Raw genomic sequence first — 24,547 nt, forward strand, 5'->3', positions numbered from 1 at the left:
AGCGCCGATGGTACTGCACTCGGGAGGGTGTGGGAGAGTAGGTCACCGCCGGACAATCTTTGATGGGGGTCCATGCGGGTCTGGCATTCGTGCCGGGCCTGTGTGGGCCCCTTTCGCATGCCCGGAGACCGAATGAAGGCGCGCTCTTTTTCTTGCCCGTCCCTAGGACATGCTCTTTTTTCTTGCCGGCCCTCAGAAGAGGGCAACGGGTTGCTGCATGGCCGGAACTACTTGTTCGGCGTCAATCGCCGGGCGCTTGACCGCGCACGGCGACGGGTGGCGACCCACTTCAAATCCCGGCCCCTTCGGCCGTGCACGTGCTCCGTGAAGGTACGTCAATCGCTGCGGCGGCGACCTCCATGGACGCGCCGATGACGCCACGCCCACATCGCGCCGCCGTTCGTTGCACGGGCGGTGGAAAGGGTGGTGTGGTCAGGGTTCCGGGGCGGTGTGTGGCCGGGGCGGGTGGTGGGGTCAGTAGGGTTGAGGGGTGGACTACCGTGCTGTTGAACGCGCGATCATGGAGCGAGGCGTCGAGTGGGACTTCGAGCCGACGCTCGACCGCATCGCCGCCCTGCTCGACCTCCTCGGCTCGCCCCAGCGGGCGTACCCGGTCATTCACATAGCGGGCACCAACGGCAAGACCAGTACCGCCCGTCTGACCGAGGCGCTGCTCCGGGAGCGTAATCTCCGCGTCGGCCGGTTCACCAGCCCGCACCTGGTGTCCATGCGCGAACGCATCACTGTCGACGGCGAGCCGTTGAGCGAGGAGCGGTTCGCGGAGGTCTACGAGGAGATCATTCCGTACGTCGAGCTGACCGACACGCAGGGCCGGCGCATCCAGTTCTTCGAGCTGCTCACCGCCATGGCGTTCGCGGCCTTCGCCGACACCCCGGTCGACGTCGCGGTGATCGAGGCCGGCATGGGCGGCTCCTGGGACGCGACGAACGTGGCCGACGGCACCGTCGCCGTCATCACGCCCATCTCCCTCGACCACACCGACCGGCTGGGCCCCGACATCCCGAGCATCGCCGGTGAGAAGGCCGGCATCCTCAAGCCCGGCGCCACCGCCGTTCTCGCCCAGCAGGACCTGGAGGCGGCCGAGGTGCTGATGCGGCGGGCCGCCGACGTGGGCGCGGTCGTGGCGCGTGAGGGACTGGAGTTCGGGGTGCTGGCGCGCGAGGTGGCCATCGGCGGCCAGCTCCTGACGCTGCGCGGACTCAAGGGAACCTACGACGAGGTGTACCTGCCGCTCTACGGCGCCCACCAGGCGAGCAACGCGGTCACCGCGCTCGCCGCCGTCGAGGCGCTGACCGGCGGCGACGACCCGCTGGACGTGGAGCTCGTACGGCAGGCGTTCACGCAGGCGTCGTCGCCGGGGCGGCTGGAGGTGCTCCGGCGCAATCCGACGGTCGTGGTCGACGCCGCCCACAATCCCGGAGGCATGCAGGCCACGATCGAGGCGGTGCACGAGGCGTTCGACTTCGCCAAGGTCGTCGGCGTCGTCTCCGTCATGCGGGACAAGGACGTCGACGGACTGCTGGAGCTCCTGGAGCCGGTGCTGGAGGAGATCATCGTCACCCGCAACTCCTCGCCCCGGTCGATGCCGGCCGAGGAGCTGGCACGGCTCGCCGAGCCGATCTTCGGGCCGGACCGCGTCCACCTCGTGGAACGTCTCGACGACGCCATCGACAGGGGCATCGGCATGGCCGACGCCGAGGGTGAGTTCAGCGGCACGGGTGTGCTCATCGTCGGGTCCGTGGTGACCGCCGGCGACGCCCGGCTGCTGCTGAAGGCTGACGGCGCGTGATGGCCGGCGGAGGGAAGGGCCTGCTGGGGTTCGAGGTCACCCCGGGCATGCGCCGGCTCGGGGCGAGCGTGCTGGGCATGGAGGCGATCGTCGCGGCGCTGGTCACCCCGGTCGCGATCAGCGTGAACGGCGTGCGGCCCGCGCTGGCCGTCACGGTCGGCATCGGGCTCGCGGTGCTGTGCGTGGTGGCGGCCGGCCTGCTCAAGAAGCCGATCGGCTACGTGCTCGGCAGTGTCGTGCAGGTGATCGCCATCGCGACGGGGTTCCTGGTCCCGACCATGTTCTTCCTCGGAGCGATCTTCCTCGCGTTGTGGATCACGGCGATATTCGTAGCTCGCCGTGTCGAAGGCGTGACTTCCCGCTAAAGTCGGCGAACATGGCCGTCCCCCCGATTCAGCGGTCCCCGAACCAGCCGGCCACGGGACCCGACCCCGGCGCCACGTACCCGTGGTTCCTCGACACCGTGCTGGCGCTGCTCATCGTGGCCGCGCTGCCCCTGGCGATCGTCGCCATCCCCAACACCGTCTCCGTGGTCGGCGACCTGCTGCCCCCGGGGTTCGACCGGCTCGGGCTCATGCGCGCGCACGGCCTGGCCCTGCCGGCGATGATGCTGACCGTCCCGCTCGCCGCCGTGGCGCTGGGCAGGGTGAAGGTCGCCTACGTCCTGATCGCCGGCCTCGCGCTGCTGGCCGTGGCCGACGCGACAGGCGGGTACGCGGGCTCCACGTTCCTCGTCGGTGTGCTGCGCGTCCTCCACGGCGTGGGCGCCGGTCTGCTGCTCCCGGCCACGCTGGTGGCCGCCTGGGAGCGTCCGGCGGTGCTGCGCGCCGTGTGGTCGGGAGTGCTGGCCCTCAGCCTGCTCAGCGCCCAGGCACTCGCCCTGTGGCCGCTCGACGGGGTGAGCGACTGGAAGGTGACGCTCCAGCCGTACCCCATGCTGACCGGCGTCGCGCTGGTGCTGGCCGCCGCCTACCTGGTGCTGTGGCTGCAGTACGGCCGGCGGCCGGCGCCGCGCCCCGAGCCCAGGGAGCGCAGCCGGCTGCTGCTGGCGACCATGCCGGCCGCGGGCATCGCCGTCGTGGCCATCAGCACCGCGAGCGAGGACTGGCGTCCCAACATCGTGATCCTGGTCGCCGTGCTCGCCGTGGGAGCTCTTCTCGCGCTCGCGTCCATCGGCACCCCCCGGGCGCGTTCGCTCGCGTACGTGATGGTCGCCGTCGGCGCCGTGGTGCTGCCGAGCATCGCGCAGGTGACGTACGTCGAGATGGGCGGGCTGGGCGGTCCGGGGCTGAAGGGGCTGTGGGCGCCGTTCACCGTGGCGGGCGTGCTTGCGGTGGCCGGGGCGGTGCTCGTCCGGCTGTTCGTCCGCGACGACGCGACCTGGCCGGAGCCGCTCGGGCTGCTGGCGATGGTGGTCGGCCTGTGCTCGGTGCGCGTGGTGGTGCCCGCCGCGGACGGGAGGGTGCTGGTCGTGCCCTTCACGCTGCTGGCGGTGGGTGCGGCCGTGGCCCTGACGGCCTCGCTGCGGCGGGCCGGGGTCGGGGCCGCGCTGTTCGGGCTGGCGCTGTGCTTTCCCGGCGTGCTGGCGGGCTACCTGCTGGGCAGCGGCGTGCAGATGGCGATGCTGCGCGGGGTGAGCTCGCCGCAGCAGCTCGTGGACCGGTTCGTGGGAGCGCTGCACATGTGGGCGCTGATCGGCGGGTTCCTGGTGGTGGCCGTCATCGTGCTGGCCGCGCTGCTGTCGCGGCGTGGGCCTGGCTCCGACGGGGCGGGGGACGGCGATCCGGACGGGCCGTCCGGCTCCGGACAGCTGACCGAGGCGGGACGGCTGCCCGGCTCGGAGGATCTTTCCGGCCCGGGGCGTCTCTCCGAGCCGGAGCGGCTGGCCGAGTCGGAGCGGATGGCCGATGCCGACGTGGCCGGTGGTTCGTCGGGCGATGGGCATCGGTCCGATGCGGCTGACGGCTTCTCGCGAGACGGCGGCTTGGAGGTCGCTGGGGACGGCTCCGGAAACGGTGGCGTCGAGGTGGCTGGGGACGGCTCCGTGAACGGTGGCCTCGCGGTCGCTGAGGACGGCTCCGGCAGCGGCGCTCGACGGGCCGGTGCGGCGGCTGACGCCGCCTCTGCGACCGTCCCGTCGGGTGAGGACGTGCCGGGTGGCGGGTCGGCCGGGGGGAGCGCGAGGAACGGGTCCGGCGGGCTCGGGAAGGGGTCCCTGGGCGCGTTCGAGGCGTCACCGGACGTGAGCGACACGGACGGCGCGGAACCGCGTGACGGCGCTCTGAGAGGCGCGGCGCGGGAGCGCGGCACGTCCGGGAAGACCTCCGGCGAGCCCATGCGGGACGGGACCGACGAGGAGGATGCTCCGACCGGGGCGGTTCCCCGGGTACCCACCTCCTCCATGCCCAACGGGGCGTCCGCGTGGAAGGGCGGCGTTCCTGCGCAGACACCCGCGCCGGGGCCCGCCGACGAGGCGGCATCCTCCGGCGCGCGGCGCGGGTCGCGCGGTGCCGGGGGCGGCGCGGGGAAACGCCGCGGTACGGGCGCCGGTGAGGACGCCGGCTCCGCCGGGACCGAGCAGCGTCCGGCGGTCCCGCCGCCGACCGCCTCCCCGGAGGACGGCTCCCAGGCGTGAGGGCGTGGGACGGCTCCCGCCGTTCGGCGGCCGGGTGCCCGTCCCGCCGCGTCCTGACGGTCTGTCGGTGTGCGCGCCGCGGCGTCGTCTGACGTGCGTGGTGTGTCCTCCAGTCGTCAGACGTGCGTGGTGTGTCCTCTGGACGTGTGACGTGTCCCGGAGTGGGTGCCACCTGCGGTTGTGTCGGGCGTGGGTGCCGGTGCGCCAGGTGGCGGGTGCCGAAGCGCAGGTCTCCTGCACGACGTGAACATGTGCGCGAGCGGGTGTCACCCGGTCGCGGGACGCGGGGGCGTGAGTGCCGCTCCGGCATGTGGCGCGTGCGGATGAGGGGCGTGGTTCGAGTCGCGGTAGGCCCCGTCAGGGCGTGCGGCGTGGGCGTGGGGTCCGAGGACGGTAAGCTGAGCCGCAGCTACAGCGACGCGAGGTCGTGCGTGCCGCGGAGCGTTCCCGGCGGAGTCATCCCGGCGTCCGTAGCCGCATCCGCGACCCCCAGACCCTGTTCAAAGGAGAACCTCAAGTGTCCGAGCGCACTCTTGTCCTGATCAAGCCCGACGGGGTGAAGCGCGGCCTCATCGGTGACGTGATCGCCCGCGTGGAGCGCAAGGGCCTCAAGGTCGTCGCGATGGACCTGCGCACCCTCGACGTCGAGACCGCCAAGGCGCACTACGCCGAGCACTCCGAGCGGCCGTTCTTCGGCGAGCTGGTCGAGTTCATCACCTCCGGCCCGCTCGTCGCCCTCGTGCTGGAGGGCCCGCGCGCGGTCGAGGCGTTCCGCGCCCTGGCCGGGCTCACCGACCCGGTGAAGTCGGCCCCCGGCACGATCCGCGGCGACCACGCCCTGGAGATCGGCGAGAACGTCGTCCACGGCTCCGACTCGCCCGAGTCCGCCGCCCGGGAGATCAAGATCTTCTTCCCGGACCGCTTCTAAGGAGCGCCGGAGGGCTCGCCGCCCTCCTCGGCAGAACCCGTCAGAACCCGTGAGTGCCCGCCGGCCCCCGTGCCGGGCGGGCATTTCGCGTTCTTGGCGTCCTTGCAGTGCACTCTGCACTTCTAGCGGAATTCCGGGCAAAAGGGGTTTGGCGGAGAGGCGGCAGGTTTTTTGTGGGGCGGCTGGGCTCGTTGCGACCGGGCTTGGGTACGTCACGTTACGATTCGAATTCACTCTGTAGCGATTGGCGTACGATATTACGGAAGGCTCCGTTCCATGGGCAGCAAGCTCGCGTTCCTCGGCCGTGACATGGCGGTCGACCTGGGCACCGCCAACACGCTGGTGTACGTGCGCGGCCGGGGCATCGTGCTGAACGAGCCGTCGGTCGTCGCCATCAACACCACCACCGGCAAGATCATGGCGGTGGGCGTCGAGGCCAAACGGATGATCGGCCGCACACCCGGCCACATCGTGGCGGTCCGGCCGCTCAAGGACGGTGTGATCGCCGATTTCGAGGTGACGGAGCGGATGCTGCGCTACTTCATCCAGCGCGTCCATCGGCGGCAGCCCTTCGCCAAGCCACGGGTGATCATCGCGGTGCCGAGCGGCATCACGAGCGTGGAGCAGCGGGCGGTGAAGGAGGCCGGCTACCAGGCGGGTGTGCGCAAGGTCTACATCGTCGAGGAGCCGATGGCCGCGGCCATCGGCGCGGGGCTGCCGGTGCACGAGCCGACCGGCAACATGGTCGTCGACATCGGCGGCGGCACCACCGAGGTGGCGATCATCTCGATGGGCGGCGTGGTGACCAGCCAGTCGATCAGGATCGGCGGTGACGAGCTCGACCAGGCGGTGATCACTTTCGCGAAGAAGGAGTACTCGCTCATGCTGGGCGAACGCACCGCCGAAGAGATCAAGATAGCGATCGGGTCGGCCTGGGCCGACGGCGACGACGCCCACGCCGAGATCCGCGGCCGCGACCTGGTGACGGGCCTGCCCAAGACGGTCGTGGTGTCGTCCGAGGAGATCCGCAAGGCCATCGAGGAGCCGATCAGCTCCATCGTCGATGCGATCAAGACCACGCTCGACAGGTGCCCGCCCGAGTTGTCCGGCGACCTGATGGACCACGGCATCGTCCTGACCGGCGGCGGAGCGCTGCTCAAAGGCATGACCGAACGGATCAAGGTGGAGACCGGCATGCCGATCCACCTGGTGGACAACCCCCTGGACTCGGTGGCCCTCGGGTCCGGCCGCTGCGTGGAGGACTTCGAGGCGCTCCAGCAGGTGCTCCTGCCGGAATCGCGCGGCTGACCGCCATGAGGGACATCCGCCGTGGCCGGATCATCCTCGGCGTCCTCGTGGCCGTGTCGCTGCTGGGTGCGACTGTGGACCAGCGCACCGGCGCCGAGTCGCCGTTCGTGCCGGTGCGCCAGGCGGGGGCGGGGGTGTTCGGCGCGATCGAGCGGGCCGCCGGCTTCGTGACACGGCCGGTGACCGGTTTCATCCACTCGCTCGCGACCGCCCCCGGCGCGCAGGACGAGGTCAGGCGGCTGAGGGCGGAGAACGCGCGGCTGCGTTCCGGCCTGGTCGCGAACTCGCTCGACGCGGCGCGCTCCGCCCAGCTCAAGCGCATGCTGGGCACCGTCTCCCGCGGCGGCTACGACGTCCTGCCGGCCAATGTGATCGCCCGGCGCGGGAACCCCGGCTTCGAGGAGGCCGTCGAGCTCGACGTCGGCGCCGAGGACGGCGTACGTCCCGAGATGACCGTGATGAACGCCGACGGTCTCGTCGGCCGGGTCGTGCTGACCGGGCCCCGCACCTCCACGGTGGTCCTCATCAGCGACCGGGGCTCGGCCACGGGAGCGCGGCTGGAGGGCGGCCAGGAGATCGGGGTGGTCCACGGGGTGGGGCAGAACGGACGCCTCGTGCAGTTCCGGCTGCTCGACTCGACCGCGCCGATGGCGCCCGGCGGGCGCATCGTCAGCTTCGGGTCGCAGCGTGGCGCGCCGTACGTCGCGGGCGTGCCGATCGGGGTGATCGAGCGGGTGGAGGCGACGCCGGGCGAGCTGACGCGGGTCGCGTTCGCGCGGCCGTACGCGGACCTGACGGCGCTCGACGTGGTCGGCGTGGTGCTGCGGGCCCCCCGGCGCGATCCGCGGGACGCGGTCCTGCCACCGAAGGAGGGGGCCGGACCGCCGAAGCAGGTGGCCGTCCCGCCCAAGGTAGGGGCCGTCCCGCCGACGGCAGGGGCCGTCCCGCCGAAGGAGGAGAAGGAGAGAACGCGATGACGCCTCTACTGCTCGTGCCGCTCGTCGTGCTGGCGCAGGTCATCCTGGTCAACCGGGTGCCACTGCCGGGAGGAGGCGCGCCTGACCTGGTGCTGCTGGTCGTGACCTGGCTGGCGATGACGCGCGGTCCCGCGACGGGCGCGCTGCTCGGGTTCTGCGCCGGGCTGCTGGTGGACATCATGCCGCCGGCGGCTCACCTGATGGGGCAGTACGCGCTGGCCCTGGCGGTCGTCGGCTATGTCGCGGGACGCGGCGTCGGCAGCCCCGTGACCACGATCGTCGCGTGCGTGCTGCTGGGGCCGTCGCTGGCCGTGGCCCTCGGGCTGCTCATCTCCGATCCGCGGGTGACCTTCACGACCCTGGTCGAGCAGGTGCCGCTCACGATCGCCTACACGATGATCCTCTCGCCCGTCGTCCTCTGGGCCACCAGTCGTGGCCGGGAGCCGGGGTACGCCACATGACCCGGATGCGTGCCCGGCTGTTCCTGCTGCACGTGCTCGTCCTGACCCTGCTGGTGGTGCTGGCCGTACGGCTGTGGCAGGTGCAGGTGGTGCGCGGGCAGGAGTTCGTGACCAGGGCGACCGAGACGAGGACGCGCACGGTGATCGAGCCCGCGGTGCGCGGGCAGATCCTCGACTCCTCCGGCCGGCCGCTGGTGCGCAACCAGACGGCGCTGGTGGTGTCGGTCGACAGGACCGCGCTCACGCGCACGCCCGACGGCGGCGCGTCGGTGCTGCGCAGGCTGAGCGCGGTGCTCGGCACGCCGGTCAAGAAGCTCAAGGAACGGATCCGGCCGTGCGGGCCCGGTGTGTCCCAGCCGTGCTGGACGGGCTCGCCGTACCAGCCGGTGCCCGTCGCGCAGAAGGCCGACACGCGGCAGGCGCTGCAGATCGTCGAACGCCAGGAGGACTTCCCGGGCGTCACCGCCGAGATCCAGTCGGTACGGCAGTACCCCGGCGGCGAGGCCGGCGCCCAGATGCTCGGCTACCTGCAGCCGGTCACCGAGGCGGAGTTGGAGAAGCGCTCGGGGCTCAAGGCCGCCTACTCCGGCGTCGACCTGACCGGGCGCGACGGGCTGGAGGAGGTCTACGACGAGGCGCTGCGCGGCAAGCCGGGACTGCGCCGGGTGCAGGTGGACCGGATGGGCAAGGCCATCGGCGTCGAGCAGCAGGTGCGACCGGTCAGCGGCGACAACATCGTCACCAGCATCGACGCCCGCGTGCAGGCCGTCGCCGAGCGGGCCCTGGCCCGGGCGATGCACAACGCTCCGAAGGCCGACGGGGGCGCGGCCGTCGTGCTCGACGCGCGTACGGCGCGGGTGCTGGCGCTGGCCAGCGCGCCCGGCTACGACCCGGCGGTGTGGGCGGGCGGCATCTCGGCGAGCGGCTACCAGCGGCTGCTGTCGGACAAGTCGGGCAAGCCGCTGGTGTCACGGGCCATCAACGGGCAGTTCGCGCCCGGCTCGACGTTCAAGGTGTCGTCGGTCACGGCGATGCTGCGGTCCGGCTACCCGCTGAACGGCACCTACGACTGCCCCGGGTCGTACATGGTGGGCGGCCGGCCGTTCAACAACTTCCACGGCATCGGCCTCGGCACGATGAACCTGCACACCGCGCTGGTCAAGTCCTGCGACACGATCTTCTACCGGGCGGCGTACGAGCAGTATCTGCGTGACGGCGGGCGCGACCCCAAGAAGAACCCGAAAGAGGTGTTCGCCAACACCGCCAGGGCCTTCGGCTTCGGCCGCCGGACCGGCATCGACCTGCCCGGCGAGTCGTCCGGCCGCATCCCCGACCGCAGGTGGAAGAAGGAGCTGTGGACGCAGACCAGCGGCACCACCTGTAAACGGGCGCAGACCGGCTACCCGGAGGTGGCCGACCGGGCGCGGGCCGACTTCCTCAAGCGGCTGGCGTACGAGAACTGCGCCGAGGGCTTCCTGCTGCGGCCCGGCGACTCGGCCAACTTCGCGATCGGCCAGGGCGACGTGCTGGTGACGCCGCTCCAGCTGGCCCGCGCGTACGCGGCGCTGGTCCACGACGGCAAGCTGCGCAGCCCGCGCATCGGGTGGGCGCGGGTGCGGCCCGACGGCACGCTGGTCGAGAAGTACGACGTTCCGGTGGTGGGGAAGCTGCCGCTCAGCGAGAAGGAGCGGCTCTACATCAAGGGCGCGCTCAGCGACGTCCCCTCCGACGGCACCGCGGCCGGGGCGTTCGCGGGCTTCCCGATGGACAAGGTACGCATCGGTGGCAAGACCGGCACCGCGGAGGTGTGGGGCAAGGAGGACACCTCGTGGTTCGCGTCGTTCGCTCCGACGAACGATCCGCGGTTTGTGGTGGTGGCGATGGTGTCGCAGGGCGGGATGGGGGCGCAGACGGCGGCGCCCATCGCGCGGGAGATCTACGAGGGCATCTACGGGCTCAAGGGGCCGGCGGCGCTGCCGGGCGGCAAGCCGGCGAGCAGGCTGCCGAAGTTCGCGCCCGACGGGACGGTGGCGCGGTGAGGGCCCCGTAGGCGGGGGGCCGGCGGTCAGTGACGACGACGCAGTGACGAGGACACAGTGAGGGTGGCGGCGGGGTGACGGCGGAGCGGGTGCTGAGGAACGGCCGGCGCGGTTACGGACGGCGGATCGTGGGCGCGCAGTCGTCGCTGTGGCGGCTCGACGGCCTGCTGCTGGTCGCGGTCGTCGGGCTGTGCGTCATCGGCACGCTGCTGGTGTGGTCGTCCACCCGTACGTGGGCGCCCGGCTCGACCGGCCTGGTCAAGAAGCACATGCTGAACCTCGGCATCGGGCTGGTGCTGTGCGCCATGACGACCGCGATCGACCATCGGGCCATGCGCGCCTACGCGCCGATGGTGTACCTCGTCAGCCTGGTGGGGCTCGGGCTGGTGATCTCGCCGCTCGGGGCGACGATCAACGGGTCGCATTCGTGGATCCTGCTGGGCGGCGGGTTCGCGGTGCAGCCGTCGGAGTTCGCCAAGCTGGGACTGCTGCTGATCCTGGCGATGCTCCTGGCGCAGCCGGCGGAGGGCTCCGACCGGCCGCGCCTGTTCGACGTCGTGCTGGCGCTGTCGGTGGCGGCGCTGACGCTGGGGATGGTGATGCTCCAGCCGGACCTCGGCACGGCGCTGGTGCTGGCCGTGATCACCGCCGCGGCGCTGGTCATCGGCGGCGTCCGCAAGCGGTGGATCGCGCTGCTGTCGCTCGTGGCCGCGACCGCGGTGTTCCTGGTGTTCCGGCTGCAGTTGCTGGAGCCGTACCAGATCGCGCGTTTCACCGCGTTCCTGGACCCGGGCGTCGACCCGCGCGGCGTCGGCTACAACAGCACGCAGTCGCTCATCGCGATCGGGTCGGGGCAGGTGTTCGGCAAGGGGTGGCTGCACGGCGGGCAGACCACCGGCCGGTTCGTGCCGGAGCAGCACACCGACTTCGTCTTCACGGTGGCGGGGGAGGAGTTCGGCTTCCTCGGTTCGGTGGCCATCGTGGCGCTGCTGGGCGTGGTGCTGCTGCGCGGGCTGCGGATCGCCCGGCAGTGCGACGACCGGTTCGGGTCGCTGGCGGCGGGCATGATCGTGTGCTGGTTCGCGTTCCAGACGTTCGTCAACATCGGGATGACCATCGGGATCATGCCGATCACGGGGCTGCCGCTGCCGTTCGTGTCGTACGGCGGCACGGCGACCTTCGCCAACCTCATCGCGGTCGGGTTGCTCCAGTCGATCAGGATTCGCGAGCAGACGTACAACTGACGCCGGGGCTTGGCCGGTCCCGCGCGCCGCTACCCTGGTCGTATGCCTGTCGAGTCGATTTTCCACCGTCTGGAAGCGCTGCTGCCCAAGGTGCAGAAGCCCATCCAGTACGTCGGGGGTGAGCTCAACTCGACCGTGAAGGACTGGGACGACGCCGACGTGCGCTGGGCGCTGATGTACCCGGACGCCTATGAGGTCGGCCTGCCCAACCAGGGCGTCGCGATCCTCTACGAGATCCTCAATGAGCTGCCCGCGACCCTCGCCGAGCGCACCTACGCCGTCTGGCCCGACCTCGAGGCGCTCATGCGCGCCGAGGGCGTGCCCCAGTTCACCGTCGACGCCCACCGCCCGGTGCGCGCCTTCGACGTGCTCGGCGTGTCGTTCTCCACCGAGCTCGGCTACACCAACATGCTCACCGCGCTCGACCTGGCCGGCATCCCGATGCTCGCCGTCGACCGCGGCGACGACGACCCGATCGTGCTCGCGGGCGGCCACGCCGCGTTCAACCCCGAGCCGATCGCCGGCTTCCTCGACGCGGCCGTGCTCGGCGACGGCGAGCAGATCGCCATCGCCGTCAGCGAGGTCATCCGCGAGTGGAAGGCCGAGGGGCGGCCCGGGGGGCGCGACGAGCTGCTGATGCGCCTGGCCGAGTCGGGCGGCGTCTACGTGCCCAAGTTCTACGACGTCGACTACCACCCCGACGGGCGCATCAAGCGGGTCGCGCCCAACCGGCCCGGCGTCCCGTGGCGCGTCCACAAGCACACGGTCATGGACCTCGACGAGTGGCCGTACCCGAAGAAGCCGCTGGTGCCGCTCGCCGAGACGGTTCACGAGCGGTTCAGCGTGGAGATCTTCCGCGGCTGCACGCGCGGTTGCCGCTTCTGCCAGGCCGGCATGATCACGCGGCCGGTGCGCGAGCGGTCGATCACCACGATCGGCGCCATGGTGGACAACGGGATCAAGGAGTCCGGCTTCAACGAGGTCGGTCTGCTGTCGCTGTCCTCGGCCGACCACTCCGAGATCGGCGACGTCGCCAAGGGGCTGGCCGACCGGTACGAGGGCACCAACACCTCGCTGTCGCTGCCCTCCACCCGGGTCGACGCGTTCAACATCGACCTGGCCAACGAGTTCTCCCGCAACGGGCGGCGCTCCGGGCTGACCTTCGCTCCCGAGGGAGGGTCCGAGCGCATGCGCAAGGTGATCAACAAGATGGTCACCGAGGAGGACCTGATCCGCACCGTCACCACCGCCTACTCGCAGGGCTGGCGGCAGGTGAAGCTGTACTTCATGTGCGGGCTGCCGACCGAGACCGACGAGGACGTGCTCGGCATCGCCGACCTGGCCAAGAAGGTCATCAAGGCCGGCCGGGAGATCACCGGGTCGCGCGACATCCGCTGCACCGTGTCCATCGGCGGGTTCGTGCCCAAGCCGCACACGCCTTTCCAGTGGGCCGGCCAGGCCGACCACGAGACCGTCGACCGGCGGCTCAAGGCGCTGCGCGACTCGCTGCGCGGCGACAAGGAGTACGGCAGGGCCATCGGCTACCGCTACCACGACGGCAAGCCGTCCATCGTCGAGGGCCTGCTCTCGCGCGGTGACCGGCGGGTCGGCGCGGTCATCCGCGCCGTCTGGGAGGACGGCGGGCGCTTCGACGGGTGGAGCGAGCACTTCTCCTACGAGCGGTGGAGGGCCGCGGCCGAGCGGGCCGGGGTCGACGTCGACTGGTACACCGTGCGCGAGCGCGAGGAGAACGAGGTCCTGCCGTGGGATCACCTCGACGCCGGGCTCGACCGCGAGTGGCTCTGGCAGGACTGGCAGGAGGCCGTCTCCGGGGGCGAGGTCGAGGACTGCCGGTGGACGCCGTGCTACGACTGCGGCGTCTGCCCGACCATGGGCACCGAGATCCAGGTCGGTCCCACGGGCCGCAAGCTCCTTCCGCTCACGGTGGTCTGAGACAGCTCCCGGGCAGGTCCGCGGCACGGAGACCCGCCCGGGATTCTCTCCGGGGCGGGATTCCGGAGGGGACTGTTCCGAGGGACGGGACTGTGGTGTTTCGGGCGGGTCCGGCGGGCGGCCGAGGTGCGTGCGAGCGGCCGGAAACCTGTTCCGGTCGCCGTTCCGGCACAGCACGGCGCACCGTTCCGGCGCGCTGGGTACGCGGTCCGTGCCTCGCCGTACATGATCCTGAGCCGATCAGGCGTCAAGGCGGCTTATCCTGAACGAAGGAACTCTTACACGGGAAGGACGACAAAGCTCTGAAACCTGTTCCCGACGGGCCCCCGCCCGCGCCCACGGCGCAGCGCCTGCGTGTGCGCTACGCCAAGCGCGGCCGCCTGCGCTTCACCAGTCACCGCGACATCTCGCGGGCCGTCGAAAGGGCGGTCCGCCGTGCCGGGATTCCGGTGGCCTACAGCGCGGGCTTCTCGCCCCACCCGAAGATCTCCTACGCGGGCGCGGCACCGACCGGTGTCGCCAGCGAGGCCGAGTACCTCGAGATCGGCGTCACCACGCCGTGCGAGCCCGAGCGGGTCCGCGACGACCTCGACGGCTCGCTGCCGCCCGGGCTCGACGTGCTTGAGGTCGTCGAGGCGGGTCCGGGAGGGCTGGCCGAGCGCCTGGAGGCCTCCGAGTGGGAGGTGCGGATGCCCGGTGCGGATCCCGATCTCGCCGGGGTCGCGGTGGAGAAGTTCCTCTCCGCCGAGGCCGTGGAGGTCGAGCGCCTCACCAAGAAGGGCCCTCGCCGCTTCGACGCCCGTGAGGCCGTGCTGAGGCTGGCGATGTCCGAGGGATCCGAGGGGACAGGCAGAACCGCAGCTCAGGTGCCCGGACAGTCGTGTGTCATACTGCGCATGGTTGTTCGGCACATGACGCCTGCCGTTCGACCCGACGATGTGCTCGCAGGGCTGCGCCTTGTGGCCGACTTCGCGCCGCCGGTCCCCCCCGAGGTGACCAGGCTGGCGCAGGGGCCGCTGGACGTCGGCACCGGTGCGCTTGCCGACCCGTTCGACCTTGACCGCGAGACCACGCGCGGCGGCGAAGCGGGACCGACAGGTGAGCACGTCGCCGGTTAAGGGAGTGTCCCGCATGGGTGGGGCACGACCGCTGACAGGACTTGGCGCTCATGCCCCTTGGCGGGGGCGCGGGCGCACAACGAAACACGAGAGCTCCTGCGCGGCGCGGCGACGCGCCCGGGAGCTGACGGGAGAGCGCCCGCATGCTCGAGAACGAGCCCAAGACCGGGGTCACGGGCCCCGACGGCGAGACAACTGAACAGCCACGCACGACCACGCGACGCCGGGTCGCGAGCCGGCCCGCCGGGCCGCCGCCCGAGGTTCCCGACGAGCCCGCTCCGGTAACCGTCTCCGCGGCCGCGGCCGCGGCCGAGGCCGCGGCACGGGGCCCGGAGGGCGCCGCCGCGGGACAGGCCGGCCAGGAGGCCGCGCCGGGTACGGCCCAGGAGGCCGGGGTAAGCCCGGCCGAGGCCGCGGTCGCCGATGCCGTCGCGGGTGCCGCCTCCGGTGGCTCCGACGACGTCGCCGCGGACGCGGGCGCCGCAGAGGCCGAGAAGCCCAAGCGGACCAGGACCCGTTCGACGGCCACCGCCTCGCGCCGCCGCACCGGCAGGAAGGCCGAGGACGCCGAGCCGGCCACCACGGGAGCGTCGCCGGCCGGTGACGCCGCCGAGGCGTCCCTGACGCACGCCGGCGCCCCGGAGACGGGTGCGCCCGCGGGGCAGGACGCCGAGCGGGCCGCGCTGGACACCGCCGACCGTGTTCTCGCGGCGGAGGCGGGCCAGGACGCCGCCGAGAGCGGCGACACGACGCCGCGCGGCGCGGGTGGCACGCAGGACACCGTCGATGACGCCGCCGAGGCCGCGCCGACGCGCCGCCGCCGTACCCGCAAGAAGGCGGAGCCGGAGGCCGCGGCCGAGGAGACGGCCGCCACCGGCGCCTCGGGCACCGGCGACGAGAGCGGTGCGATCGGCGCGGAGACCGCCGCCACGACCCGCGGCCGGAGCACCCGCAGGCAGAGCGCCGCCACCCGGAGCGCCGCCCCCCAGAGCGCCGCCACCCAGAGCGCCGACGACGAGGACGAGGGCGACGACGAGGACATCCTCGACGTGCTGCCCGAGGACGAGCCGCTCGACGACGAGCCCGCCGGCGAGGACCTCGACGAGGACGGCGACCGGCCCAGCCTGCTCGCCGACCCGTTCGGGTTCTCCGCGCGCCGCTCCGACCAGCCGGGCGCCTCGTTCCAGCGCCCCTCCGCGATCTTCGCGCCGCTGTTCCAGGCGCCCGACCCGAGCCAGGCCGTACGTCCGGAGCCCGCGCGCCCCGAGCCGGCGCGTGCCGAGACCCAGCGGCCCGAGCCCGAGCCGGCCGCCGACGAGGACGAGGCCGCCGAGGCGGTCACCGACGACGTCGACTCCCCTGACGACTCCGACCAGGAGGAGGAAGAGGGCGGCAGCCGCCGCCGGCGCCGCCGCAGGGGCGGCCGGGGCCGCGGCAAGGCCCGCGAGCGCGACGACGCCGACTCCGACGACTCGGACGAGTCCGACGACGACGGCGAGGACGACCAGCCCGAGGAGCAGCAGGAGGAGGACAGCTCCGGCTCGCGCCGCCGGCGCCGCCGCCGCAGGCGCGGCTCCGACGACGGGGGCGCCGAGCCGGCCGGCGACGACCCGCCCAACACGGTCGTCCGCATCCGCGCGCCCCGCTCGGGTCGCGCCGCCCTGATCGACACCTCCGCCGACGGCGTGCAGAGCGTGCGCGGGTCGACCCGGCTGGAGGCCAAGAAGCAGCGCCGCCGCGAGGGCCGCGAGCTGGGCCGTCGCCGCCCGCCGATCATCACCGAGTCGGAGTTCCTGGCCCGTCGCGAGGCGGTCGACCGGATGATGGTGGTGCGCCGCCAAGGCGACCGCACGCAGATCGCGGTGCTGGAGGACGGCGTCCTCGTCGAGCACTACGTCAACCGTGAGGCCAGCCAGTCGTACGTCGGCAACGTCTACCTCGGCAAGGTGCAGAACGTCCTGCCGTCGATGGAGGCGGCGTTCGTCGACATCGGCAAGGGCCGCAACGCCGTCCTGTACGCCGGAGAGGTGAACTTCGACACCGCCGGCCTGGAGGGCCAGCCCAAGCGGATCGAGGTGGCGCTGAAGTCCGGCCAGTCGGTGCTGGTGCAGGTCACCAAGGACCCGATCGGCCACAAGGGCGCCCGCCTGACCTCGCAGATCAGCCTGCCCGGCCGCTACCTGGTCTACGTGCCCGACGGCTCGATGACCGGCATCAGCCGCAAGCTGCCCGACAAGGAGCGCACCCGGCTCAAGAGCATCCTGAAGAAGGTCATGCCGGAGAACGCGGGCGTGATCGTGCGCACCGCGGCCGAGGGCGCCTCCGAGGACGAGCTGGCCCGCGACGTCGCCCGCCTGTCGGCGCAGTGGGAGAACATCCAGAAGAAGGCCAAGTCGGCGAGCCCGCCCGAGCTGCTGTCGGCCGAGCCCGACCTGACCGTGCGCGTGGTGCGCGACGTCTTCAACGAGGACTTCAGCTCGCTCGTCGTGCAGGGCGAGGGGGCGTGGGAGACGGTCGAGGAGTACGTCAAGTACGTCGCCCCGCACCTGGAGGAGCGGCTGTCGCGCTGGGACGGCGACCAGGGCGACGTGTTCGAGTCGTACCGGATCGACGAGCAGCTGTCCAAGGCGATGGAGCGCAAGGTGTGGCTGCCCAGCGGCGGCTCGCTGGTGATCGACCGCACCGAGGCGATGACCGTCGTCGACGTCAACACCGGCAAGTTCACCGGTCAGGGCGGCAACCTCGAGGAGACCGTCACCCGCAACAACCTGGAGGCGGCCGAGGAGATCGTCCGCCAGCTCAGGCTCCGCGACATCGGCGGCATCATCGTCATCGACTTCATCGACATGGTGCTGGAGTCCAACCGTGACCTGGTGCTGCGGCGCATGCTGGAGTGCCTGGCCCGCGACCGGACCAAGCACCAGGTGGCCGAGGTCACCTCGCTCGGCCTGGTGCAGATGACGCGCAAGCGGGTCGGTCAGGGGCTGCTGGAGGCGTTCTCGACGCCGTGCGAGTGCTGTAACGGGCGTGGGCTCATCGTCTCCACGGAGCCGGTGGAGTCCAAGCCGGAGCCGCGCGGCACGCAGGGCAAGATGGCCGTCGAGAAGGCTGTGGCGGACAAGCTGGGCGACAGGGGCCATGGCGACAAGAGCCATGGTGACAAGAGCGGGGACAAGGTTTCCGCGGCCAAGGACTCCTCCGGCCGTGATACCGTGACCGGTGCGCTTGATGACGTCCCTGCTGAGGATGACCAAGCGGGCCAGTCTTCCGGCAGGGGGCGGCGACGCTCCCGCCGAGCCAAGTCCGCCGAGTAGCCCCCTGAGTGGCTGCTCGAAGGACTGTCCGACGATCCGTCCGGTTCGCCTAGGGCACCGTTAATCCGGTACCCTTGTGGATCGGTGCGTCAGGTGACGTGCCCTGTTGGCGCGCCCACTCGGTTCGTTGGTTCCAGACAAATGCGGGTGCAGGCGCAGCACTCGGCAGTCAACGGCCGCCCCGTCCGGGACGGCCGTGGATCGCAACAGTAGACAGTAGAAGGGTTCCGCGGTGTACGCGATCGTTCGTTGCGGCGGCAGGCAGCAGAAGGTCTCCGTCGGTGACGTCCTCGAGGTGGACAAGGTCGCCGGCGAGGTCGGCTCTTCGATTTCGCTGCCGACGGTGCTCGTCGTCAACGACGGCGATGTGACCACGGAGGCGGGCAAGTTCACGGTCGCCGCCGAGATTCTCGGCGAGACCAAGGGTCCGAAGATCCGCATTCTCAAGTACAAGAACAAGACCGGTTACAAGAAGCGCCAGGGTCACCGCCAGCGGTACACCCAGGTGAAGATCACCGGTATCGACCAGGCCTGATCGGGAGTTTGAGAGATGGCACACAAGAAGGGCGCGTCGTCCACCCGGAACGGCCGTGACTCCAACGCTCAGCGCCTGGGCGTCAAGCGCTTCGGCGGCCAGCTGGTCAACGCGGGCGAGATCATCGTCCGTCAGCGTGGCACCCACTTCCACCCCGGCGACAACGTCGGCCGTGGTGGCGACGACACGCTGTTCGCGCTGACCGCGGGTCACGTGCAGTTCGGCGTCAAGCGTGGCCGCAAGGCCGTGAGCATCGTCCCGGTCGCGGAGTAATCCGCAGCCGAACGGCGTTACCAAGGGGTGGATCGGTTCGTCGATCCGCCCCTTCGTGTTGTCCGGCCCATCCGTGCCTGCCGCGTCCCCCGGGCCGGCCCCGGCGAGGGCCGAGCGCGGGACGAGCGCGGACGAGCACGCGATGAGCGCGGGACGAGCACGCAAGGCAAGACAGAACCCCCGGACGGGGGCGTGAGGAGAGGCGGACATGCCGGACTTCGTGGACCAAGTGGTCCTGCACGTCAGGGCTGGTGACGGAGGGAACGGCTGCGCCTCCATCCACCGGGAGAAGTTCAAGCCGCTCGGCGGCCCCGACGGGGGCAACGGCGGCCGGGGCGGTGACGTGATCCTGGAGGTGGACCCCAACACCTCGACCCTGCTCGACTACCACCACCGCCCGCACCGCAAGGCCGACAACGGCAAGCAGGGACAGGGCTCCAACCGTGACGGCGCCAACGGCGGCGACGTCGTCCTGCCGGTGCCCAACGGCACCGTCGTCAAGAACGCCGACACGGGCGAGGTGCTGGTGGACCTCGTTGGTTCGGGCACCCGGTACGTGATCGCGCACGGCGGCCACGGCGGCCTCGGCAACGCCGCGCTGGCCAGCACGAAGCGCAAGGCCCCGGGGTTCGCGCTGCTCGGTGAGCCGGGCGACGGGCTGGACGTCATGCTGGAGCTCAAGAGCGTCGCCGACGTCGCGCTGGTCGGCTTCCCCAGCGCCGGCAAGTCGTCGCTGATCGCGGCGCTGAGCGCGGCCCGGCCGAAGATCGCCGACTACCCGTTCACCACGCTGGTGCCGAATCTCGGCGTCGTCACCACCGGCGACACCGTCTTCACGGTCGCCGACGTGCCCGGGCTGATCCCGGGCGCCTCGCAGGGCAAGGGCCTCGGTCACGAGTTCCTGCGCCACGTCGAGCGGTGCGACATGCTGGTCCACGTCATCGACTGCGCCACGATGGAGCCCGGCCGCGACCCCGTCACCGACTACGAGGTGATCGAGGCGGAGCTGGAGGCGTACGGCAAGCTGGAGGACCGCCCGCGCATGGTGGTGCTCAACAAGGCCGACGTGCCCGACGCCCAGGAGCTGGCCGAGCTGGTCAAGCCGGACTTCGAGGCGCGCGGGCTCCAGGTGTTCACGGTGTCGGCCGCCACCCACGCCGGGCTGCGCGAGCTGACGTTCGCGATGGGCGAGTGGGTCGCCGCCGCCCGTGCCAACCGCCCGGTCGAGGAGCCCACCCGCCTGGTGATCAGGCCGCGGCAGCTCGGCGAGACCGGGTTCGCGGTCCGCAAGGTCAACGACAACCTGTTCCAGGTCACGGGTGAGAAGCCCGAGCGCTGGATCCGGCAGACCGACTTCAGCAACGACGAGGCCGTCGGCTACCTGGCCGACCGGCTGGAGCGGCTCGGCGTCGAGGAGCAGCTGGTCAAGGCCGGCGCGACCGCCGGCGCCGAGGTGGTCATCGGCCCCATGGAAGGCGGCTACGTCTTCGACTGGCAGCCCACGCTGCACGCCGAGTCCGTCCGCACGGGCCCTCGCGGCACCGACAGCAGGCTGGGCTAGGGGACCCCTCCCTGCGGGCGGAGCAGCGGCTGGGCCGCGTCCCGGCCGGGGCCGCCCCCAGGGCGGCCGCCGCCCGGCTCCGCCCGCCGGGCTTGCGGGAGACGCGCGGATCGGGGCCGCCGGCCTCGGATAGGCTTCCAGATGTGCGCGAACGGATCAGCTCAGCGTCGAAGGTCGTCGTCAAGGTCGGCTCCTCCTCGCTGACCACCCCGCAGGGAACGATCGACGTGGACCGGGTCGACGCGCTGGTCGACGTCCTCGCGGCGCGCCGCCGTACGGGCACGCAGCTCGTGCTGGTCTCCTCGGGGGCGATCGCGGCGGGCCTCGGCCCGCTCGGGCTGTCCGCGCGCCCGCGCGACCTGGCCACGCAGCAGGCCGCCGCCTCCGTCGGTCAGGGCGTGCTCGTCGCCCGCTACACCTCCTCCTTCGCCCGGTACGGCCTGCGCGTCGGCCAGGTGCTGCTGACGGCCGACGACATGATGCGCCGCGCCCACCACGCCAACGCCCAGCGCACCCTCAACCGGCTGCTGGAGCTCGGCATCGTGCCGATCGTCAACGAGAACGACACCGTCGCCACCGACGAGATCCGCTTCGGCGACAACGACCGGCTGGCGGCGCTGGTCACCCACCTCGTCCACGCCGACGCGCTGGTGCTGCTGTCCGACGTGGACGCCCTCTACGACGGCCCGCCGAGCCGCAGCGGCGCCAAGCGGCTGGCCGAGGTGCGCGGCCCGGAGGACCTGGCCGGCGTCGAGCTGGGCAGGAACGGCGCGGCCGTCGGCACCGGCGGCATGGTGACCAAGGTCCAGGCGGCGCGCATCGCCACCGGCGCCGGCGTGCCGGTCGTGCTGACGGCCGCCGCGCACGCCGCGCAGGCCCTGGCCGGCGCCGACGTCGGCACCTACTTCCACCCGGGCGGCCGGCACCCCGGCACCCGGCTGCTCTGGCTGGCACACGCCACGACCGGCCGGGGGCGGCTGCACCTCGACGCCGGCGCGGTCGAGGCCATCGTGGCGCGCCGCAAGTCGCTGCTGCCGGCAGGGGTCACCTCCGTGGAGGGCGAGTTCGCCGCGGGCGACCCGGTCGACCTGTGCGCGCCGCGCGGCGCGGTGGTGGCGCGCGGGCTGGTCAACTTCGACGCCGGCGAGATCCCGGGCCTGCTGGGCCGCTCCACGCGCGAGCTGGCCAGCGAGCTGGGTCCGGAATATGAACGCGAGCTGATCCACCGCGACGACATCGTCATACTGGAGTCCCACAACTGACTGCCCCCGCCCCCGGCCGCACCGCGGCGGGGAGGGACGAGGGCCGGGTGGGGGGCGTCGGAGCCGGCGCCTCTCAAGCGGCACGACAACGAGGAGCACGTGATGTCCGAGGAGTTCCTGAAGGTCGCCCGCGCGGCACGAGAGGCCGCCGCCGAGCTGGCCCCGCTGCCGCGGGCGCCGAAGGACCGGGCGTTGCGCGCCGTCGCCGACGCCCTGGTGGCCCACGCGGCGGAGATCATCGAGGCCAACGCCGAGGACGTCGAGCAGGCCCGCGCGCAGGGCACGGCCGAGGCGATGATCGACCGGCTGCGGCTCGACGAGAGCCGGATCCGGTCCGTGGCCGAGGCGGTGCGGCAGGTGGCCGACCTGCCCGACCCGGTGGGCGAGGTCGTGCGCGGCTCCACGCTGCCCAACGGGCTGGAGCTGCGGCAGCTCAGGGTGCCCCTCGGCGTCATCGGCATCATCTACGAGGGCCGCCCCAACGTGACCGTCGACGCGGCGGCGCTCTGCCTCAAGAGCGGGAACGCGGTGCTGCTGCGCGGCTCCTCCAGCGCCTACTCCTCCAACACCGCGCTGGTGCGGGTCATGCAGGAGGCGCTCGCGGGCACCGAGGTGCCGGCCGGGGCCGTGCAGCTCGTGCCGGGGCTCACCCGCGACTCGGTCAAGGAGCTGATGCGGGCGCGCGGCCTGGTCGACGTGCTCATCCCGCGTGGCGGCGCCTCGCTGATCAACTCGGTGGTCGAGGAGTCCACGGTGCCGGTGATCGAGACCGGCGTGGGCAACTGCCACGTGTACGTGGACGCCGACGCCGACCTCGACCTGGCCGTGGAGATCCTGGTCAACGCCAAGGCCCAGCGGCCGTCGGTGTGCAACGCGGCCGAGACGCTCCTGGTGCACGCCGGCATCGCGGACACGTTCGTGCCCATGGCGCTGCGGGCCCTGAAGGAGGCCGGCGTGACCGTCCACGGCGACGACCGCGTGGCCCGTCTCGGCGAGGTCGTGCCGGCCACCGAGGACGACTTCCGTGTCGAGTACCTCTCGCTGGACATCGCCGCGGCCGTCGTCGACTCGCTGGAGGACGCCGTGGCCCACATCCGGGAGTACGGCTCGGGGCACACCGACGCGATCGTCACCCGGTCCCAGGGGGCCGCCCGCCGGTTCGTGTCGCTGGTCGACTCGGCGGCCGTGGCGGTCAACGCCTCCACCCGGTTCACCGACGGCGGGGAGTTCGGGTTCGGCGCGGAGATCGGCATCTCCACGCAGAAGCTGCACGCGCGCGGCCCGATGGGGCTGCCCGAGCTGACCTCCACCAAGTGGGTCTACACCGGCGAGGGACACCTGCGCACCTCCGAGGGCACGGTCATCGCCGGGTCAGGCCGCTGACCCGATACGGCAGGCGGCGGCGTGTCGGCGTGGCCGCCGGGGGCGATGGCGATGGGCTGGGCGCATGGAGCTGCTCATCGCCCTGGCCTCCGCCGCCGCTGTGATCGCCGGCGCCGACCGTCTGATGCTGTGGCTGGAGGGCCGCGGCCACGTCCGCTGGCGTCGCAGCGGGCGTCCCGACCTGTCCCGGGAGCCGCTGGCGGAGTTCGACGCGCTGCTGGGCCGGCGCTCCGATCGTTAGCGGTCGCGGTGGCGCGCCGGTTCGGGCGCGCCGTCCGCGGGAAGCGAAAGTCTCGGCGCGCCTCGGACATCCCCGGCCCTTCCGGCGCTAGGGTTGTGCCCCTTATGGGCGCGCCGAGCAGGGAGGGACGGTGAGCAAGCTCGGCAAGGTCGGGCCGTACACCTTGCTCGAGCGGCTGGGCCGTGGGGGCATGGGCGAGGTCTACCTCGCCGGCTCCCGGCGCGGCGAGCGGGTCGCGCTCAAGGTGCTGCACGAGCTCACTCAGGATGATTCGTCCAGGATTCGGCTGGAACGCGAAGTTCGTGCTCTCCGCCGGGTCGAGAGCCCGTACGTCGCCAAGGTGCTCGACGCCGACCTCGGCTGCGCCCGGCCGTACCTCGTCATGGAGCACATCGAGGGCGTCACGCTCCTCGACCGGGTCCGCCAGGACGGGCCCCTCGACATGGCGCAGCTCGTGGACATGGCGCAGGGCATCGCCGCCGCCCTGGCGATCATCCACGCGGCCGGCGTGGTCCACCGCGACCTGAAACCCGCCAACATCATCATGGGCGCCGAGGGCCCGGTTCTCATCGACTTCGGCATCGCGCAGGTGCACGACGCCACCCGGCTCACCATGACCGGCACCTTCCTCGGCACGCCCGGCTACACCGCGCCGGAGATCTTCGCCGACGAGCAGGTCGACTCGCCTGCCGACATCCACGCCTGGGCGGCGACGGTGGCGTTCGCGGCGACGGGGCGGCCGGCGTTCGGGCGGGGCACGGCCGAGGCGCAGATGTACGCGGTGCTGAACGGCCAGGCCGACCTCAAGGGCGTGCCCGTGGCGCTGCTGCCGCTGGTGCGCGCGGCGCTCAACCGCGAGCCCGGCAAGCGTCCCACGGCCGCGCTGCTGGCCGACCGGCTGTCCCGGCTGGCCCGGGTGACCGGAGGGCCCGGCTCGGGCTCGGCGCCGAAGGGTCTGCTCGCGGCCCCCGTGGCCGAGGAGACGCGCGGCCGTGCCGCTGACGACGCCAAGCCCCCGCGCAAGACGGGGGAGGAGGGCCGGGGCCCCCGACCTCGCGTGGGCGGCGACACGGGCCCCCGCGCCCGTTCCGGCGCCGACACGGGACCGCGGACCGGCGACTCCGGGCCACGTCCGCGCACCGGCGGCGACCCGGGAGCCCGCGGCCGGTCGGGCGGCGAGATTCAGGACGGCAAGGTCCCGTCGCCGCGCGGACGCGCGGGCGCCGACGGCACGCGCACCCGCACCGGCTCCACCGGGGACGCCACACCGAGACCAAGACCAGGGACCGCCGGATCGGCAGCCGGTGGGGAGGCCACGCCGCGTCCCAGGTCGGCGGGCGACTCCGGCGCCCGGCCGAGACCGGCCGCCGAGGCCGCGCGCACCCGTACGGGCACGGACCCGGCGCGCACGCGTACGGGCACGGATCCAGGGCGCACCCGTACGGGTGCCGACCCAGCGCGCACCCGTACGGGCGCCGAGGCCGCTCGGGCACGTGCGACCGGCG

19 protein-coding genes are annotated in these 24,547 nt (G+C 72.4%); all 19 read left to right on the forward strand.

Annotated elements, in window-relative coordinates:
- Nucleotides 1-520 precede the first annotated feature (520 nt).
- The gene (locus tag MTP10_RS41040; protein ID WP_310717330.1) at nucleotides 521-1,810 is read left to right on the forward strand and encodes a folylpolyglutamate synthase/dihydrofolate synthase family protein; all 1,290 of its coding nucleotides are present in this window, start codon (nucleotides 521-523) and stop codon (nucleotides 1,808-1,810) included.
- Nucleotides 1,810-2,175 (forward strand): DUF4233 domain-containing protein, encoded by a 366-nt coding sequence (locus tag MTP10_RS41045; RefSeq protein ID WP_310717331.1) that lies wholly within the window; start codon nucleotides 1,810-1,812, stop codon nucleotides 2,173-2,175. The genes MTP10_RS41040 and MTP10_RS41045 overlap by 1 nt, the downstream gene beginning before the upstream one ends.
- An 11-nt stretch (nucleotides 2,176-2,186) precedes the next feature.
- On the forward strand, nucleotides 2,187-4,445 hold the full coding sequence (locus tag MTP10_RS41050) for a hypothetical protein (RefSeq protein ID WP_310717313.1): 2,259 nt from the start codon (nucleotides 2,187-2,189) through the stop codon (nucleotides 4,443-4,445).
- A 517-nt stretch (nucleotides 4,446-4,962) separates the two neighbouring features.
- Nucleotides 4,963-5,373, forward strand: a complete 411-nt coding sequence (gene ndk / locus MTP10_RS41055; protein ID WP_310717314.1) for a nucleoside-diphosphate kinase — start codon at nucleotides 4,963-4,965, stop codon at nucleotides 5,371-5,373.
- A gap of 276 nt (nucleotides 5,374-5,649) precedes the next feature.
- A complete protein-coding gene (locus MTP10_RS41060) occupies nucleotides 5,650-6,681 on the forward strand; it encodes a rod shape-determining protein (RefSeq protein WP_310717315.1) in 1,032 nt (343 codons plus the stop codon).
- A gap of 5 nt (nucleotides 6,682-6,686) precedes the next feature.
- Nucleotides 6,687-7,658, forward strand: coding sequence for a rod shape-determining protein MreC (gene mreC / locus MTP10_RS41065; protein WP_310717316.1), 972 nt, complete (start codon nucleotides 6,687-6,689; stop codon nucleotides 7,656-7,658).
- Nucleotides 7,655-8,119: a rod shape-determining protein MreD gene (gene mreD, locus MTP10_RS41070; protein ID WP_310717317.1), complete on the forward strand. Its 465-nt coding sequence runs from the start codon at nucleotides 7,655-7,657 to the stop codon at nucleotides 8,117-8,119. The genes mreC and mreD overlap by 4 nt, the downstream gene beginning before the upstream one ends.
- Nucleotides 8,116-10,158, forward strand: a complete 2,043-nt coding sequence (mrdA, locus tag MTP10_RS41075; protein ID WP_310717318.1) for a penicillin-binding protein 2 — start codon at nucleotides 8,116-8,118, stop codon at nucleotides 10,156-10,158. The genes mreD and mrdA overlap by 4 nt, the downstream gene beginning before the upstream one ends.
- A 74-nt stretch (nucleotides 10,159-10,232) precedes the next feature.
- Entirely contained in the window at nucleotides 10,233-11,402 is a 1,170-nt protein-coding gene (gene rodA, locus MTP10_RS41080; protein ID WP_310717319.1) for a rod shape-determining protein RodA, read from the forward strand.
- Nucleotides 11,403-11,444: 42 nt separating this feature from the next.
- A complete protein-coding gene (locus tag MTP10_RS41085; protein WP_310717320.1) occupies nucleotides 11,445-13,355 on the forward strand; it encodes a TIGR03960 family B12-binding radical SAM protein in 1,911 nt (636 codons plus the stop codon).
- Between the two features lie 356 nt (nucleotides 13,356-13,711).
- Nucleotides 13,712-14,473, forward strand: a complete 762-nt coding sequence (locus MTP10_RS41090; protein WP_310717321.1) for a TIGR03936 family radical SAM-associated protein — start codon at nucleotides 13,712-13,714, stop codon at nucleotides 14,471-14,473.
- Between the two features lie 143 nt (nucleotides 14,474-14,616).
- On the forward strand, nucleotides 14,617-17,787 hold the full coding sequence (locus MTP10_RS41095) for an Rne/Rng family ribonuclease (protein WP_310717322.1): 3,171 nt from the start codon (nucleotides 14,617-14,619) through the stop codon (nucleotides 17,785-17,787).
- 232 nt (nucleotides 17,788-18,019) lie between these two features.
- Complete coding sequence (gene rplU / locus MTP10_RS41100; RefSeq protein WP_310717323.1) at nucleotides 18,020-18,322, forward strand: 50S ribosomal protein L21; 303 nt, start codon at nucleotides 18,020-18,022, stop codon at nucleotides 18,320-18,322.
- Between the two features lie 15 nt (nucleotides 18,323-18,337).
- Complete coding sequence (gene rpmA / locus MTP10_RS41105) at nucleotides 18,338-18,595, forward strand: 50S ribosomal protein L27 (RefSeq protein ID WP_310717324.1); 258 nt, start codon at nucleotides 18,338-18,340, stop codon at nucleotides 18,593-18,595.
- A gap of 208 nt (nucleotides 18,596-18,803) precedes the next feature.
- Nucleotides 18,804-20,156, forward strand: a complete 1,353-nt coding sequence (obgE, locus tag MTP10_RS41110; RefSeq protein WP_310717325.1) for a GTPase ObgE — start codon at nucleotides 18,804-18,806, stop codon at nucleotides 20,154-20,156.
- 143 nt (nucleotides 20,157-20,299) lie between these two features.
- Entirely contained in the window at nucleotides 20,300-21,418 is a 1,119-nt protein-coding gene (gene proB, locus MTP10_RS41115; RefSeq protein WP_310717326.1) for a glutamate 5-kinase, read from the forward strand.
- Between the two features lie 102 nt (nucleotides 21,419-21,520).
- Nucleotides 21,521-22,801, forward strand: a complete 1,281-nt coding sequence (locus MTP10_RS41120; protein ID WP_310717327.1) for a glutamate-5-semialdehyde dehydrogenase — start codon at nucleotides 21,521-21,523, stop codon at nucleotides 22,799-22,801.
- A 64-nt stretch (nucleotides 22,802-22,865) separates the two neighbouring features.
- Nucleotides 22,866-23,042: a hypothetical protein gene (locus MTP10_RS41125; protein ID WP_310717328.1), complete on the forward strand. Its 177-nt coding sequence runs from the start codon at nucleotides 22,866-22,868 to the stop codon at nucleotides 23,040-23,042.
- Between the two features lie 130 nt (nucleotides 23,043-23,172).
- The coding region (locus MTP10_RS41130; RefSeq protein ID WP_310717329.1) for a protein kinase domain-containing protein at nucleotides 23,173-24,547 on the forward strand (1,375 nt) is incomplete at its 3' end.

Origin of the sequence: Nonomuraea sp. 3-1Str (genome assembly GCF_031570565.1) — a bacterium.
Taxonomy (GTDB): domain Bacteria; phylum Actinomycetota; class Actinomycetes; order Streptosporangiales; family Streptosporangiaceae; genus Nonomuraea.

Excerpts from the sequence above, each read along its gene's own strand:
- MTP10_RS41045 (WP_310717331.1), top strand. The coding sequence starts at position 1,810 with ATGGCCGGCGGAGGGAAGGGCCTGCTGGGGTTCGAGGTCACCCCGGGC.
- MTP10_RS41040 (WP_310717330.1), top strand. The coding sequence starts at position 521 with ATGGAGCGAGGCGTCGAGTGGGACTTCGAGCCGACGCTCGACCGCATC.
- MTP10_RS41085 (WP_310717320.1), top strand. The coding sequence starts at position 11,445 with ATGCCTGTCGAGTCGATTTTCCACCGTCTGGAAGCGCTGCTGCCCAAG.
- MTP10_RS41125 (WP_310717328.1), top strand. The coding sequence starts at position 22,866 with ATGGAGCTGCTCATCGCCCTGGCCTCCGCCGCCGCTGTGATCGCCGGC.
- rpmA (WP_310717324.1), top strand. The coding sequence starts at position 18,338 with ATGGCACACAAGAAGGGCGCGTCGTCCACCCGGAACGGCCGTGACTCC.
- obgE (WP_310717325.1), top strand. The coding sequence starts at position 18,804 with ATGCCGGACTTCGTGGACCAAGTGGTCCTGCACGTCAGGGCTGGTGAC.
- MTP10_RS41050 (WP_310717313.1), top strand. The coding sequence starts at position 2,187 with ATGGCCGTCCCCCCGATTCAGCGGTCCCCGAACCAGCCGGCCACGGGA.
- mreD (WP_310717317.1), top strand. The coding sequence starts at position 7,655 with ATGACGCCTCTACTGCTCGTGCCGCTCGTCGTGCTGGCGCAGGTCATC.
- MTP10_RS41060 (WP_310717315.1), top strand. The coding sequence starts at position 5,650 with ATGGGCAGCAAGCTCGCGTTCCTCGGCCGTGACATGGCGGTCGACCTG.
- mrdA (WP_310717318.1), top strand. The coding sequence starts at position 8,116 with ATGACCCGGATGCGTGCCCGGCTGTTCCTGCTGCACGTGCTCGTCCTG.
- MTP10_RS41095 (WP_310717322.1), top strand. The coding sequence starts at position 14,617 with ATGCTCGAGAACGAGCCCAAGACCGGGGTCACGGGCCCCGACGGCGAG.
- mreC (WP_310717316.1), top strand. The coding sequence starts at position 6,687 with ATGAGGGACATCCGCCGTGGCCGGATCATCCTCGGCGTCCTCGTGGCC.
- MTP10_RS41120 (WP_310717327.1), top strand. The coding sequence starts at position 21,521 with ATGTCCGAGGAGTTCCTGAAGGTCGCCCGCGCGGCACGAGAGGCCGCC.